The organism is Halarchaeum salinum, from assembly GCF_039520965.1.
Classification (GTDB): domain Archaea; phylum Halobacteriota; class Halobacteria; order Halobacteriales; family Halobacteriaceae; genus Halarchaeum; species Halarchaeum salinum.
In genome coordinates, this window is sequence record NZ_BAAABL010000087.1 from 12,005 (window position 1) to 25,343 (window position 13,339).

At 66.9% G+C, this 13,339-nt stretch carries 14 protein-coding genes; 10 read left to right on the forward strand and 4 right to left on the reverse strand.

All coding sequences use genetic code 11. From position 1 onward, the window contains the following. The first annotated feature begins 1 nt into the window (after window position 1). The 7 genes from ABDZ36_RS13885 to ABDZ36_RS13915 are packed head-to-tail and all read left to right on the forward strand — an operon-like array spanning window position 2 to window position 6,264. Window positions 2-586, forward strand: coding sequence for a V-type ATP synthase subunit E (locus ABDZ36_RS13885; RefSeq protein ID WP_211312832.1), 585 nt, complete (start codon window positions 2-4; stop codon window positions 584-586). Beyond that, a complete protein-coding gene (locus ABDZ36_RS13890) occupies window positions 583-1,641 on the forward strand; it encodes a V-type ATP synthase subunit C (RefSeq protein WP_211312831.1) in 1,059 nt (352 codons plus the stop codon). Before ABDZ36_RS13885 ends, ABDZ36_RS13890 begins: the two co-directional genes overlap by 4 nt. After that, the gene (locus ABDZ36_RS13895) at window positions 1,638-1,979 is read left to right on the forward strand and encodes a V-type ATP synthase subunit F (protein ID WP_211312830.1); all 342 of its coding nucleotides are present in this window, start codon (window positions 1,638-1,640) and stop codon (window positions 1,977-1,979) included. The genes ABDZ36_RS13890 and ABDZ36_RS13895 overlap by 4 nt, the downstream gene beginning before the upstream one ends. Next, entirely contained in the window at window positions 1,976-3,727 is a 1,752-nt protein-coding gene (locus tag ABDZ36_RS13900) for an ATP synthase subunit A (RefSeq protein ID WP_211312829.1), read from the forward strand. The genes ABDZ36_RS13895 and ABDZ36_RS13900 overlap by 4 nt, the downstream gene beginning before the upstream one ends. Then, the gene (locus ABDZ36_RS13905; RefSeq protein ID WP_211312828.1) at window positions 3,727-5,154 is read left to right on the forward strand and encodes a V-type ATP synthase subunit B; all 1,428 of its coding nucleotides are present in this window, start codon (window positions 3,727-3,729) and stop codon (window positions 5,152-5,154) included. The genes ABDZ36_RS13900 and ABDZ36_RS13905 overlap by 1 nt, the downstream gene beginning before the upstream one ends. Window positions 5,155-5,160: 6 nt before the next feature. Further along, on the forward strand, window positions 5,161-5,832 hold the full coding sequence (locus ABDZ36_RS13910; protein ID WP_211312827.1) for a V-type ATP synthase subunit D: 672 nt from the start codon (window positions 5,161-5,163) through the stop codon (window positions 5,830-5,832). A gap of 39 nt (window positions 5,833-5,871) precedes the next feature. Then, window positions 5,872-6,264 (forward strand): DUF6276 family protein, encoded by a 393-nt coding sequence (locus tag ABDZ36_RS13915; protein WP_211312826.1) that lies wholly within the window; start codon window positions 5,872-5,874, stop codon window positions 6,262-6,264. Between the two features lie 60 nt (window positions 6,265-6,324). On the opposite strand, the gene ABDZ36_RS13920 is transcribed toward ABDZ36_RS13915, so the two are convergent. The 4 genes from ABDZ36_RS13920 to ABDZ36_RS13935 all read right to left on the reverse strand — a co-directional run bounded on the left by ABDZ36_RS13920 (window position 6,325) and on the right by ABDZ36_RS13935 (window position 11,084). Continuing rightward, window positions 6,325-6,585, reverse strand: a complete 261-nt coding sequence (locus ABDZ36_RS13920) for a glutathione S-transferase N-terminal domain-containing protein (protein ID WP_211312825.1) — start codon at window positions 6,583-6,585, stop codon at window positions 6,325-6,327. A 208-nt stretch (window positions 6,586-6,793) separates the two neighbouring features. After that, window positions 6,794-8,287, reverse strand: coding sequence for a heme-binding protein (locus ABDZ36_RS13925; RefSeq protein WP_211312824.1), 1,494 nt, complete (start codon window positions 8,285-8,287; stop codon window positions 6,794-6,796). 51 nt (window positions 8,288-8,338) lie between these two features. Beyond that, window positions 8,339-10,126, reverse strand: a complete 1,788-nt coding sequence (locus ABDZ36_RS13930) for a site-2 protease family protein (RefSeq protein WP_211312823.1) — start codon at window positions 10,124-10,126, stop codon at window positions 8,339-8,341. 283 nt (window positions 10,127-10,409) lie between these two features. Beyond that, window positions 10,410-11,084: a DUF502 domain-containing protein gene (locus tag ABDZ36_RS13935; protein WP_211312822.1), complete on the reverse strand. Its 675-nt coding sequence runs from the start codon at window positions 11,082-11,084 to the stop codon at window positions 10,410-10,412. A 124-nt stretch (window positions 11,085-11,208) separates the two neighbouring features. Here ABDZ36_RS13935 and ABDZ36_RS13940 point away from each other — a divergent pair, with 124 nt between their 5' ends. The 3 genes from ABDZ36_RS13940 (at window position 11,209) to ABDZ36_RS13950 (ending at window position 13,305) form a co-directional block, all read left to right on the forward strand. Further along, window positions 11,209-11,757: a CDP-2,3-bis-(O-geranylgeranyl)-sn-glycerol synthase gene (locus tag ABDZ36_RS13940; protein ID WP_211312821.1), complete on the forward strand. Its 549-nt coding sequence runs from the start codon at window positions 11,209-11,211 to the stop codon at window positions 11,755-11,757. A 50-nt stretch (window positions 11,758-11,807) separates the two neighbouring features. Further along, the gene (pyrE, locus tag ABDZ36_RS13945) at window positions 11,808-12,335 is read left to right on the forward strand and encodes an orotate phosphoribosyltransferase (RefSeq protein ID WP_211312820.1); all 528 of its coding nucleotides are present in this window, start codon (window positions 11,808-11,810) and stop codon (window positions 12,333-12,335) included. A 256-nt stretch (window positions 12,336-12,591) separates the two neighbouring features. Further along, window positions 12,592-13,305: a phosphoribosyltransferase family protein gene (locus tag ABDZ36_RS13950; RefSeq protein ID WP_211312819.1), complete on the forward strand. Its 714-nt coding sequence runs from the start codon at window positions 12,592-12,594 to the stop codon at window positions 13,303-13,305. Window positions 13,306-13,339 lie beyond the last annotated feature (34 nt).

A 13,339-nucleotide genomic window follows, 5' to 3' on the forward strand; every position in this document is an offset into this window, starting at 1 on the left:
GATGAGTCTCGAAACGGTCGCGGAGGAAATCCGATCGGAGGCCGAGGAACGAGCCGAGGCCATCCGTCAGCAGGCGGATGAGCGAGCCGAAGAGATCGTCGCGGAGGCCGAAGCGGACGCCGACGAGATCGTCGCCGACGCCGAAGCCGAGGTCGAGCAGGAGATCGACCAGCTGCGCGAGCAGGAGCTCTCCAGCGCGAAGCTCGAAGCCAAACACGAACGGATGAGCGCCCGTCGAGAGGCGCTCGACGACGTCCGTGACCGTGTCGAGTCGCGTCTCACCGACCTCGACGCAGAGAAGCGCCGTTCGATGACTGACTCGCTCCTCATCGACTCCCTCGCGGAGTTCGACGAGGACGAACAGCTCGCCGTCCACTACGCGCCCGGTGACGAAACGCTCATCGACGAGCTCGTCGCCGAGCGCCCGAACGTCACGACGGCGGGCGAGTACGACTGCCTCGGCGGCGTCGTCGTCGAGAGCGAGTCGTCTCGCGTGCGCGTGAAGAACACGTTCGACAGCGTCCTCGCGGACGTCTGGGAGAACGAACTGAAGCGGATCTCGGACCGGTTGTTCGACGACCGATGAACGTCATCAGCCGCGACGCGTCGAACTACTCGTACGTGAACGCGCGGGTGCGCTCGCGATGGGCGCTCCTGCTCGACGCCGACGAGTACGACACGCTCACCCGAATGGGCCCCAGCGAGATCGCCCGGTTCCTCGGTGATTCCGAGTACGAGCCGGAGATCGACGCGCTGGGCTCTCGCCACTCCGGCGTCGACCTCGTCGAGCACGCGCTCAATCGGAACCTCGCGCGACACTTCGACGACCTTCTGGAGTGGTCACAGGGGACGCTGTACGACCTCATCTCGCGCTACCTTCGGAAGTTTGACGCGTGGAACGTGAAGACAGCGCTCCGCGGCGTCTACTCGGATGCCGAGGCGAGCGTCGTCGACGACGACTTCATCCGCGCCGGGGAGTTCGACGACACGCTTCTCACGACGCTCGAGGAGTGCGACAGCGTCCAAGCGGTCGTCGACGCGCTCGCCGAGACGGTCTTCGGCGACCCGCTCGCCGACGCGATCGGCGACTTCGAGGAGACGGGTGCGCTCGTCCCCCTGGAAAACGCCGTCGACAGGACGTTCTACGACACGCTCCTCCGCGGGCTGAACGCCGCGACGGAGAGCGGCACGCGGGAGTTCGTGAAGTTCCTGCAGGCCGAAGTCGACTTCCGGAACGTCCGCAACGCGTTCCGCCTCGCACGCAGCGGCGCGGACATCGACCCCTCGGAGTACTACATCGAGGGCGGCCGCCTCTTCGAGGCCGCCGAACTCGCGTCGCTCGTCGAGAACCGCGACGAGCTCGCCGCCCGCCTGCGCGAGAGTCGGTACGGCGACGAGCTCGGCCCGGCGCTCGAACGCCTGGAGTCGGCGGACACCCTCATCGGGTTCGAGCACGCGCTCGACGCCGCGTTACTGGGGTACGCCGACCACCTCTCGCACGTCTTCCCGCTCTCGGTCTGTCCCGTCCTCGCGTACGTCCTCGCAAAGGAGCGCGAGGTCGACAACGTCCGCGCCATCGCGCGCGGCCGCGAGGTCGGCCTGAGCGGCGAGGAGATCGAACAGGAACTGGTGATGCTATGAGCCAGGAGATCGCCGTCATCGGCACTGCCGAGTTCACGACCGGCTTTCGCCTCGCGGGCGTCCGCGAGTTCCAGAACGTCCCCGAGGAGGAGAAGGCGGAGCGACTCGACGACGCCGTCGAGGACGTCTTCGCCACCGAGGATATCGGCATCATCGTGATGCACGCGGACGACCTCGACTACCTCTCCCGGGGTGTCCGGGAGACCGTCGAGACGAGCGTCGAACCGACGGTCGTTACCATCGGTGGTGGTGCCGGCGGGAGTAGTGGAATGCGCGAACAGATAAAGCGGGCCATCGGGATCGACCTGATGGACCAAGACGAAGGTGCGAACGAATGAGCCAGACAGACACCGTAACTGACACCGGCGAAATCGCGAGCGTGAGCGGTCCGGTCGTGACCGCCACGGGCCTCAACGCCCAGATGAACGACGTCGTCTACGTCGGCGACGAAGGGCTGATGGGCGAGGTCATCGAGATAGAGGGCGAGACGACGACGATCCAGGTGTACGAGGAGACCTCCGGGATCTCGCCGGGCCAACCGGTCGAGAACACGGGCGAACCCCTGACGGTCGACCTCGGCCCCGGGGTCCTCGACACCATCTACGACGGCGTGCAGCGCCCGCTCGACGTCCTCGAAGACGAGATGGGCGCGTTCCTCGACCGCGGGGTCGACTCGCCCGGGATCGACTTGGAGGAGTCGTGGGACTTCTCCCCGACCGTCTCCGTCGGCGACACCGTCGAACCTGGTGACGTCGTCGGGACCGTCCCCGAGACGGTCAGCATCGAGCACAAGGTTCTCGTCCCGCCGGATTTCGAGGGCGGCGAGGTTGTCGAGGTCAACGACGGCGAGCACACCGTCACCGAATCTATCGTCGTCCTCGACAACGACGAGGAAGTGACGATGCACCAGGAGTGGCCGGTTCGCCAGGCCCGTCCCTCCCAGGAGAAGTTCACGCCAACCGAACCGCTCATCACGGGCCAGCGCGTGCAGGACGGCCTCTTCCCCATCGCGAAGGGCGGGACGGCGGCGATCCCCGGGCCGTTCGGCTCCGGGAAGACGGTCACCCAACAGCAGCTCGCGAAGTGGAGTGACGCGGACATCGTCGTCTACATCGGCTGTGGCGAGCGCGGGAACGAGATGACGGAGGTCATCGAGGACTTCCCCGACCTCACGGACCCAAAGTCCGGTAATCCGCTGATGGCGCGGACGACGCTCATCGCGAACACTTCGAACATGCCGGTCGCGGCCCGCGAATCCTGCATCTACACGGGCATCACCATCGCGGAGTTCTACCGTGACATGGGGTACGACGTCGCGCTGATGGCCGACTCCACCTCCCGGTGGGCCGAGGCGATGCGCGAGATCTCCTCGCGACTCGAGGAGATGCCCGGCGAGGGCGGGTATCCCGCCTATCTCGCCGCGCGTCTCGCACAGTTCTACGAGCGCGCCGGGCGCTTCGAGACGCTGCGCGGCGAGGAGGGGTCCGTCTCCGTCGTGGGCGCGGTCAGCCCGCCCGGGGGGGACTTCTCCGAGCCGGTCACGCAGAACACGCTCCGTATCGTGAAGACGTTCTGGGCGCTCGACGCCGACCTCGCCGAGAGTCGTCACTTCCCGTCGATCGACTGGACGGAGTCGTACTCGCTGTACAAGGACCAGCTCGACCCGTGGTTCGAAGACAACGTCGCTGGCGACTGGCCGGAGGAGCGTCAGTGGGCGGTCGACGTCCTCGACGAGGAGGACGAACTGCAGGAGATCGTCCAGCTCGTCGGGCGTGACGCGCTCCCGGACGACCAGCGCCTGACGCTCGACGTCGCGCGCTACCTGCGCGAGGCCTTCCTCCAGCAGGACGCCTTCCACGACGTCGACACCTTCTCCCCGCCGGAGAAGACGTACGAGATCCTCACCGCGATCCACACGTATAACGACGAGGCGTTCGCCGCCCTCGAGGCCGGTGCGCCCATCGAGGAGATCACCTCCATCGACGCCGCGCCCCGGCTCAACCGGATCGCGACGCAGGAGGAGTACGAGGAGTACGTCGAGGAGCTCGAGGCAGAGATTACGGAACAGCTGCAAGCCCTCTACTAATGAAAGAATACCAGACAATCACCGAGGTTAGTGGCCCGCTGGTGTACGTCGAGACCGACGAACCGATCGGCTACGACGAGATCGTCGAGATCGAGACGCCGGACGGCGAAGTCAAGCGTGGCCAGGTCCTCGAAACTGCACAGGACTACGTCGCGATCCAGGTCTTCGAGGGGACGGAGGGCGTCGGCCGAGACGCGTCCGTCCGCTTCCTGGGCGAGACGCTCAAGCTCCCCGTCACCGAGGACCTGCTCGGACGCGTTCTCGACGGCTCCGGGAACCCGATCGACGGCGGCCCGGAGATCGTCCCGGACGAGCGCCGCAGCATCGTCGGTGCCGCGATCAACCCGACCGCCCGCGAGTATCCCGAGGAGTTCATCCAGACGGGGATCTCAGCGATCGACGGCATGAACACGCTGGTGCGCGGACAGAAGCTCCCGATCTTCAGCGCATCGGGGCTGCCCCACAGCGAGCTCGCACTCCAGATCGCCCGCCAGGCGAGCGTCCCCGAGGACGTCGCAGAGGAGGGCGAGGAGACGGAGTTCGCCGTCGTCTTCGCCGGCATGGGTATCACGCAGGAGGAAGCCAACGAGTTCATGGACGACTTCGAGCGCACGGGCGCGCTCGAACGCAGCGTCGTCTTCCTCAACCTCGCGGACGACCCCGCTGTCGAGCGGACGGTCACGCCGCGGATGGCGCTGACGACGGCCGAGTACCTCGCCTTCGAGGAGGGGTACCACGTCCTCACGATCCTCACGGACATGACGAACTACTGTGAGGCGCTGCGCGAAATCGGCGCGGCCCGTGAGGAGGTGCCGGGCCGTCGTGGCTACCCGGGGTACATGTACACGGACCTCGCCCAGCTCTACGAGCGCGCCGGTCGCCTCCAGGGCGAGGAGGGGTCCGTCACGCAGATCCCGATCCTCACGATGCCGGGCGACGACGACACGCACCCGATCCCCGACCTGACGGGATACATCACCGAGGGGCAGATCATGCTCGGCCGCGAGCTGAACAGCCAGGGCGTCGAGCCCCCGATCGACGTGCTCCCGTCGCTCTCCCGCCTGATGGACGACGGGATCGGTGAGGGAGTCACCCGCGCCGACCACAGCGGGGTCTCCGACCAGCTCTTCGCCTCCTACGCGGAGGGGAAGGACCTGCGTGACCTCGTGAACATCGTCGGTCGCGAGGCGCTCGACGAGCGCGACAACAAGGTCCTCGACTTCGCCGAGGCCTTCGAGGAGCAGTTCGTCGATCAGGGTTACCACACGAACCGCGATATCGAGGACACCCTCGACATCGCCTGGGACATCCTCTCCATCCTCCCGAAGAACGAGCTCTCACGTATCGACGAGGAGTTCATCGCGGAGTACTATGAGAGCGAGGAGTCCGCCGACGCGGCGGACGAGACCGAGGAAGCGGAGGCCTGATCGACGATGGCCGAGGACGTCAAACCGACGCGTAAGAACCTGATGGAGATCGAGGACCGCATCGACCTCTCCGAGCGGGGCCACGACACGCTCGAGCAGAAGCGTGACGGCCTCATCATGGAGTTCATGGACATCCTCGACCAGGCCCAGGACGTCCGCGAGGACGTAGAGCAGGACTACGAGGACGCCCAGCGGACCATCAACATGGCACGCGCCATGGAGGGCGACGTCGCGGTCCGCGGTGCGGCGGCGGCGCTGCAGGAGCACCCCGAGATCACGGTGCGCTCCCACAACATCATGGGCGTCGTCGTCCCGCAGATCGAGGCCTCGCGCGTCTCGAAGAGCCTCGATCAGCGCGGCTACGGCGTCATCGGCACCAGCTCCCGTATCGACGAGGCCGCGGAGGCCTACGAGGACCTCCTCGAAACCATCGTCCTCGCCGCGGAGGTCGAGACGGCGATGAAGAAGCTCTTAGACGAGATCGAGAGCACGAAACGCCGCGTCAACGCCCTCGAGTTCACCGTCCTCCCGGACCTCTACGAGTCCCAGGACTACATCGAGCAGAAGCTCGAAGAGCAGGAACGCGAGGAGATCTTCCGCATGAAGAAGGTCAAAGACAAGAAAGAAGAGGAAGAGGAGCGCGCCGAAGCCGCAGCCGAGGCCGAAACGGCCGACTGACCCCCGCTCCCTTTTCACGACCGCGCGGCAAGTGTGGGTATGACCTGCCCGCGCTGCGACGCCGCGACGATCGCGTTCTCGATTCCGGCCGCTCTCCGCGCCCACCTCCCGGACGACCGGCCGGGCGCGGCGCTCTGCACGCACTGTCTCACCGTGACGCCGCTCGACGACCCGCCGGACGATACGCCGTCATTCGAGCGCGTCAGCGACGCGTTTCCGGCGAACGACGAGGCGGCCGTCGCGTTCGCCTGTGTGCTCGCGCTGCTCGACTCGCTCGTCCTCTACCGGGCGGAACTCGACGCCGTCGCGACGTACGCGGAGACCCACGGGGCGGACGTCCTCCGCGCGCTCGAACGCCTTGATGCGGACGACGGCGTGGACGCGCACTTCGACGTCGCGCGCCGAACGCGACAGCTTGAACAGTTCATTTGAGCGCCGCTATCGACGGGAATGGCTGCGAGAAACGCCGCGAAAAACCTGGTGGAAAACCGCTCAGGCGTAGTGTTCGTCGAGGTACTCCACGATGTCGTCGCTCTCGTACATCGTGACTTCGCGCTCGGTGTCGACGAGGTACGGAACCTGATCCTCGCCGCCGGCGACGAGCTCGTCGTGCGTGACCTCGTTCGTGACGTCGCCGCCCTCGCCGCCGGGGAGGCGCGGATTGTGGATGACGTAGGACGCGCCGATGTCGCTGAGCTTCTGGCGCACCTTCGCGCAGTGCGGGCAGCCTTCGGACTGGTAGAGTTCGAGCATACAGGTACATCGAGGGCGAGGAGCCTCGAAAGCGATTTCGTCGCGGCGAGCGCCTCGGTCCGTCCGTTCCCGGTGCAGAGTGAAAGTGAACGAAGTCGGCTCGATGGCGGCGTAGTCGGGCGGTTTCCACGCGAAGGCATGGGGTCCGATGGAACGTCAGCTACTCGTCGCTGCCGGTTACTCGCCACCCGCCGTGAGGCCGGATCGCTTAGGCGAGGAAGACGTGGCGCGGTGTGTCGTCGAGGACATCCCGACCCCAGCTGACGGTGTCGCTGAACGCGTCGGAACGGAAGAACGCCATGGCGTCTTCCTTGGACTCCCACTGGCTGGCGATGAACATGTCGTTCTCGTCCTCGACGTTCGCGAGGAGTTCGGTCTCGATATGGCCCTCCATGTCGGCGAGGAGGTCGCCGACGTCGCCGAAGGTCTCGACGAACTCCTCGCGGTATTCGGGCTTGACGGTATAGAACATCCCCATCGTTCCCCAGCCGTCCTCCCGCTCGCCGGCCTTCCGCGTCACGCCGGGGAGGTCGGTGAGAAAGCCGGCGGCGGTGTCCGCGGCGGACTGCGTGTCCCAGAGGCTGACGACGGCGTGCTCGCTGCCGCCCTCGTAGACGCTCGTGCGGACGTGCGTGTCGTAGTGATCGAAGCTCTCCGTGAGGGCCTCGACCTCCTCGGTGAGGTCGACGACGTCCTCCTCCGAGTAGACGACGACCGCGTAGACGTCCTCGCCGTGCGGCTGGCCGGCGTACACGTCGAGGTCGTCGAGCTCGTCGCGGATGTCGCCCTCGTCGCCGGTGTGTCCGTCGCCCTCGGCCGCGCCTTCATCACTATGGCCGTGGTGGTCGCTCCCCTTCGCGTGATCGCCATGGCCGCCTTCACTGTGCCCGTGCCCGTGTGTGCCCTCGTCGCCGCCGCGCTCCGACGTCGGCACTGGCTCGCCGGCCAGTACCGCAGGGAGGTCGCTGGGCGGGAAGCGTCGGCCGATGTAGAAGGAGCCGAACTCGCCGTACTTCGACGTCGACTCGTCGAAGCGCATCTCGTAGACGATGTCCTTCAGATCGACGGGGTCGTTGCCGAAGAGCGTCACACCCCACTCCCAGTCGTCGAGGCCGACCGAGGAGGCGATGACTTGCCGGATCTTCCCCGCGTAGTTGCGGCCGATGTCCCCGTGTCCACTCATGAGCTCGGCGCGCTCCTCGTAGGAGAGGTCGTACCAGTTGTGCTCGGGCCCGCGGCGCTTACTCATCGGGTAGAAACAGACGTAGGCGTCGTCAGGCACGTCGGGAGTGAGTTTCCCCTCGATGTAGCGTCGAATGCCGGGATCGACGCTCTCCGGGTCCTCGAAGTACTCGTCGCTGACGTACCCCGACACCTCCGTTACGGAGACGTAGGAGTAGGTCCGCTCCGTGTACTCGGCGAACGCCGTCGACTCGAAGGAGCGCTCGATGGCGTCGAGATCGTCGAGTTCGGGGCGAAAGTGGAGGAACAGCAGGTCGGCCTCGTGGCCGAGTATGCTGAACACGGCGGAATCCCCCTCCTCGGCGTTGACGAGCGCTTCGCGGTCCGCGAGGAACGCCTCGGCTTCCTTGAGGGCGCGTTCGCGCTCGCGCTCGGGGGCGTCCCGCCACGCGTCCCAATCTATCGTCCGGAAGTCGTGGAGGGAGAACCATCCCTCCGCCGTCTCGGGCGCGTCTACCATAGGTGTCCGTTGGGCCAGCGGGCCCAAGGGTCTTTCCAGTCCGCCGCGGCCTCAGCCGAGGAGCCGCGGCCCGAAGACGAGCAACAGGAGGCTGACGCCCATCACGAGTCCGACGCCGGTTGTCACCGTCCGGACGGCGCGGCGTTTGTCGTCGATCGGGAGCCGCGCGATCACGGCCTCCGCGCTCGTGCGCAACAGGTGTCCGCCGTCGAGCGGGAACGCCGGGATGCAGTTGAAGAACGCGAGGTTGAGGTTGATCCACCCGGTCCAGAAGAGGACGTTCGCAAGCAGGAACGTCAGCCCACCGAGCGCCGCGAGCGGCCCCTCGACGACGAAGAAGTTGAGGTTCCACCCGTAGAAGCCGGCGAAGTTGAACGAGAGCGTCGGATCGACGAGGCTGATGAACGGCAGGATGAGCGTCGCCGCGATTGCCCGGATGAACCCGGAGAGGCCGTCACCGCCCACGCTGCCGCTCACGTAGTCGAGGTACGCCCCCGCGTCGTAGAGATGGACGCCGAAGTCGGTGAACGACATGCCGGTCGTACCGTACGTCCCGAGGACGCCGAGATAGCCGACGTCCGCGTTCGGGTTCGTTCCGAGCGTCACTGTCCGCTCGACGAACGCCCCGTTCACGGACGCGGTCAGCGATACGGTGTCGCCGTCTTCGGTATCCGCGAGCGCCGCGCTCACGTCCTCGTACGCCGTGACGCGCCGTCCGTCGAGGCGTGTGATCACGATCGGCTCACCCGTCGGGAGGTCGGTCGACGCCGCGGTCGGGCCCTCGGGCTGCACGACGACGAGCGCCCCGATCGGTCCCGTCACCGTCGTCGTTCCACCTGTCGTCCCGTTTCGCACCGTCAGCGTCGCCATCGATCGGTTCGCGACCGCGGTCGCGAAGCCGGCCCGAGTGTAGACCGGCGTTCCGTTCACCGCGGTGACGGTTGCGTTGCGTGAGACGGTCGCGAACGGCCCGGCGGTCGGGGCTGCCCGCACGAGGAGCGAACGGTTTACCGTCGTCGTCTCGCCCGACGCGAGGCCGACTTGGAGGTGTCGTACCGTCGACGACGTGACCGTCGCGTCGAAGTCGGAGTTGTTCGCGATCGACTCGTTGCCCACGGTGACGATGCGATCGCCCTGTCCGACACCGGCCTGTGCGGCGGGCGACGCTGTGAACGCGCTGCCGACCGCCGCGCCGGACGCCATTGAAATGCTACCTGCGACCGGCCCGAACAGGAGGAGGAAGACCAGCGCCGTCAAAAAGAAGTTGTTCGTCACGCCCGCCGCGAACATCCGCGCTTTCGACCCGCGTGCGGCCTCGCTCTGACTCTCCTCGTCGGGCTCGACGAACGCACCCATCGGAATGATCGCGAGGAGGACGACGCCCATCGAGGCGACGTCGATGTCCTCGACACGGCAGAGGATCCCGTGACCCCCCTCGTGGACGAGCATCCCGATCAAGAGCCCGAAGACGATCTCCGGGGCGACATCGAGCGGCAGGAAGTCGTTCACGCCCGGAATGACGAGGACGTTTCGGGGTTGGGAGACCGGCGACGTCGCCGCCGGCGGGTGTTGGACGATGTTCAGCGCGCTCACGACGAGGAACGCGAACATCGCCACGCCGACCGTCAGCGCCGCGCCGAGCCCGAGGTTCCCCCACGCGCGCCACGCCCGCTTCGGCGTCGCGATCCGATCGAGGAGTACCCGCCCCCGTTTCGTGTGCACGGTCACCATCGGCCCCATCGCCCCGACGTATTCGGGGAGGTGGCCGTTCCGGTCCAGTGACGCCACTCCCATCCACACGACCAATACGGCGGCGAGGACCCACAGCCAGGCGTCCATCGACCCACCCTTTCCGTGCCGCACCGATAAGCCTACTCAACGACCTTTTTCCTTCTCGGGTCGCCTTCGGCGACCACTCGAAGCAAAAAGCTCGACCAAAAAGACCCGCGCGCCGGCGGCGCGCGGTCCGAAAACGGGGACACTCCACGCACCCCCACGACCGCCGCCCACCTCGTCCGACAGCCATCGACCAATCCCCCTCGCTGTCCGATCCGCCCCGTCCCGTTCTTTTCGTCCCCTCTCGTTCAGTCCGCTTCGCCCTGCGCTCGCCCCACGCGCGCGCTCAGATCGCGTCGTCGTCGCGCTCGTCCGCCATTCCGTCCGGCTTCTCCGTCGAGCCGTCACGCTCCTCGCCGTTCTCGTGCTCCGTCTCGTCGAGGTATTTCGAGACGTCGTTCGCCCCGGCCGTGCTGCTGCCGAACCCCGCCGAGAGGACGCGTGTGAGCGCGTCCTCGGCGCTCTCGCCGGTCTCGATGACGTCGTCGGGATCGATCTCGACGACGTACCCCGAGGTGATGTTCGGTGACGTCGGAATGAAGACGATCTCGCGGCCGTCCGGGGCGCGCTGGCCGGTGCGGAAGGCCGTCATCCGCATCCCGTCCCACGGTTCGACCTTTACGGGCTTCTGGAACTCCTCGGTCCCATTCAGCGCCGTCTCGACGGCCATCTTCGAGGCGTTGTAAACGATTCGGAGGCCGGGGAGCCTGTTGATCACGTCGTCGAGGCGATCCTCCAAGAACCGCCCGAGCGCCGTCCGCATCAGATAGCCGACGGCGAACACCACGAGGACGAACACGACGAGCGTCAACAGTACTGCGAGGTACGGGTTCCTGATCTGTGTCGCCACGAGCGCCACGCTCGCGAGTGATCCGAACACCCAGTAGATGATGTAGAGCGTGACGAGGACCGGGATAATGACGATGAGTCCACTCGCCGCGTCCCGCTTCCACGAACTCATTATCGAAGAAATGCGCGAGGACCGGGATAAACCTCTAGCGTCGGCGGTGGCGACGACCGCGTTCGCCGCCGTCGGCCGGGCCGAGATCTAAGGCGTTAAGCACCCGGCGACGCACCGAGGAGCCATGCACGCAGTCGAGGCTGTCGTCGTCGCGTTCTGGACGATGCTGCCCGCGTACGTCCCGAACAACGCGGCCGTCCTCGCGGGCGGTGGCCGCCCCATCGACGGCGGTCGGACGTGGCGCGACGGCAACCGACTCCTCGGCGACGGCAAGACGTGGCGCGGCACCCTCTTCGGGACGCTCGCCGGCGCGGCGCTCGCGCTCGTCCTCAACGCCGTCGCGCCGGCCGTCTCGAGTGGCCTCGGCCTCGCCCTCCCACGGTTCCCGCTGGTCGTCGCCCTCACGCTCCCGTTCGGCGCGATGCTCGGCGACATCCTCGCCTCCTTCCTCAAGCGGCGATCGGGGCGCGAACGCGGTGCCGCCTTCCCCCTCCTCGACCAGCTCGACTTCGTCGTCATCGCTCTCGCGCTCACGGCCGTCGCCGCACCCGGCTGGTTCCGCGATACCTTCACACTTACCGTCGTCGTCGTCGTGCTCGTCCTCACGCCCGCCCTCCACGTCCTCACCAACGGGATCGCGTACCTCCTCGGGCTGAAGGACGAGCCGTGGTAGCCGTCGCGTAATCGCGTCGTTTATCGGCCTCCCCACCCCCTCTTTGGCTAATGACGGACGACGCGCTCATCGCGGCCCTGCAGGACGCCGACGCGGTCCAGTACGGCGAGTTCGAACTCTCACACGGCGGGACCTCCGAGTACTACGTCGATAAGTACCTCTTCGAGACCGACCCCCGTTGTCTGCGCCTTATCGCGGAGGCGTTCGCCGAGCGGCTCGACGCCGACGCGAAACTCGGCGGCGTCGCGCTCGGCGGGGTCCCGCTCGCCGCCGCGACGGCGATCACCGCGGACGTCCCGTACGTCATCGCGCGCAAGAAGGCAAAGGAGTACGGCACCGCGAACCGGATCGAGGGCCGTCTCGTCGAGGGCGAGGAGATCGTCGTCGTCGAGGACATCGCGACGACCGGGCAGTCGGCCGTCGACGCCGTCGAGGCGCTGCGCGACGCCGGCGCGGAAGTGAACCGCGCGCTCCTCGTCGTCGATCGCGAGGAGGGCGGCGAGGAACGCCTCTCGGAGCACGGCGTCGAAATGGACGCACTCGTCACCGCGAGCGACCTCCTCGACGTCGAACGGTAGCACTTCACACGCCCTGTGTGACCGCACGCTCCCGATCGACGGCTCGCCTCACCGATCGGCCCTCACCACCCCTCGCTGGTTGGTCCTCACTGATCGCGCACGCGACCGAAATCGTCCTGCCCTCACTCGCTTCCTACCCCCTCGCTCGTGTACACACTGATCGCGTGACGTCGCCACTACACGTTTGCGCAACACTGACCCTTTCCCCGGGACATTAATTCGAGATATTCATACCTCTGCAATCATGACTAGCTGTATGAACCGCGCAGAGAAGGCCGCCCTCCAACTGCAGGCCGTCTCCGTCCTGCGTACGCTGAAGGAGACGCGAACGTACGACGAACTCGCCGAGGAGACGGACCTCCCGGCGGGCGACCTGAACCGCTACGTGAACGGCCACGTCCTCCCGAGTGCCGACCGCGCCCACGCCGTCGTCTCGGAGATCGGCGAGCGCGTCCTCCGCGACGAACTCGCGGAGCGGGTTCGCCTCGACGACGAGGGGTACGTCGATAACTCCGGCGTCGTCTTCGATCAGGCGTTCCTCGACCTCGTCGCGCCCGTCGCCGCCGAGTCGTTCGACTTCGAGCGGCCGGACGTCGTCCTTACGGCCGCCACCGACGGGATCACGCTCGCCGCCGCGCTCGCCTCGTACTACGACGCGCGCTGTGCGTACGCGAAGAAATCGAAGGAGACGGCGGTCAACGAGTTCATCGAGGCTCGCAAGCGCCTCCAGTCCGGAATCGAACTCACCTACTACCTTCCTGCTGCTGCGATCGACGCCGGCGAGACCGTCCTCGTCGTCGACGACCTCATCCGATCGGGCGAGACCCAAGAGCTCCTCCTCGACATCGTCGCGACCGCCGAGGCCGACGTCGCGGGCGTCTTCGCCCTCATCGCCGCGGGCGACGAGGGGATCGAGCGCGCTCGGGCCCGCACCGACGCCACGACCGGCGCGTTGGCCGAACTCGACTGATCTTCCCGTATTTTCAGCACAAACGTGTCGAACG

Excerpts from the sequence above, each read along its gene's own strand:
- ABDZ36_RS13900 (WP_211312829.1), top strand. The coding sequence starts at position 1,976 with ATGAGCCAGACAGACACCGTAACTGACACCGGCGAAATCGCGAGCGTG.
- ABDZ36_RS13935 (WP_211312822.1), bottom strand. The coding sequence starts at position 11,084 with ATGAGTTCGTGGAAGCGGGACGCGGCGAGTGGACTCATCGTCATTATC.
- ABDZ36_RS13885 (WP_211312832.1), top strand. The coding sequence starts at position 2 with ATGAGTCTCGAAACGGTCGCGGAGGAAATCCGATCGGAGGCCGAGGAA.
- ABDZ36_RS13940 (WP_211312821.1), top strand. The coding sequence starts at position 11,209 with ATGCACGCAGTCGAGGCTGTCGTCGTCGCGTTCTGGACGATGCTGCCC.
- ABDZ36_RS13910 (WP_211312827.1), top strand. The coding sequence starts at position 5,161 with ATGGCCGAGGACGTCAAACCGACGCGTAAGAACCTGATGGAGATCGAG.
- ABDZ36_RS13920 (WP_211312825.1), bottom strand. The coding sequence starts at position 6,585 with ATGCTCGAACTCTACCAGTCCGAAGGCTGCCCGCACTGCGCGAAGGTG.
- ABDZ36_RS13895 (WP_211312830.1), top strand. The coding sequence starts at position 1,638 with ATGAGCCAGGAGATCGCCGTCATCGGCACTGCCGAGTTCACGACCGGC.
- ABDZ36_RS13915 (WP_211312826.1), top strand. The coding sequence starts at position 5,872 with ATGACCTGCCCGCGCTGCGACGCCGCGACGATCGCGTTCTCGATTCCG.
- ABDZ36_RS13930 (WP_211312823.1), bottom strand. The coding sequence starts at position 10,126 with ATGGACGCCTGGCTGTGGGTCCTCGCCGCCGTATTGGTCGTGTGGATG.
- ABDZ36_RS13890 (WP_211312831.1), top strand. The coding sequence starts at position 583 with ATGAACGTCATCAGCCGCGACGCGTCGAACTACTCGTACGTGAACGCG.
- pyrE (WP_211312820.1), top strand. The coding sequence starts at position 11,808 with ATGACGGACGACGCGCTCATCGCGGCCCTGCAGGACGCCGACGCGGTC.
- ABDZ36_RS13950 (WP_211312819.1), top strand. The coding sequence starts at position 12,592 with ATGAACCGCGCAGAGAAGGCCGCCCTCCAACTGCAGGCCGTCTCCGTC.
- ABDZ36_RS13905 (WP_211312828.1), top strand. The coding sequence starts at position 3,727 with ATGAAAGAATACCAGACAATCACCGAGGTTAGTGGCCCGCTGGTGTAC.
- ABDZ36_RS13925 (WP_211312824.1), bottom strand. The coding sequence starts at position 8,287 with ATGGTAGACGCGCCCGAGACGGCGGAGGGATGGTTCTCCCTCCACGAC.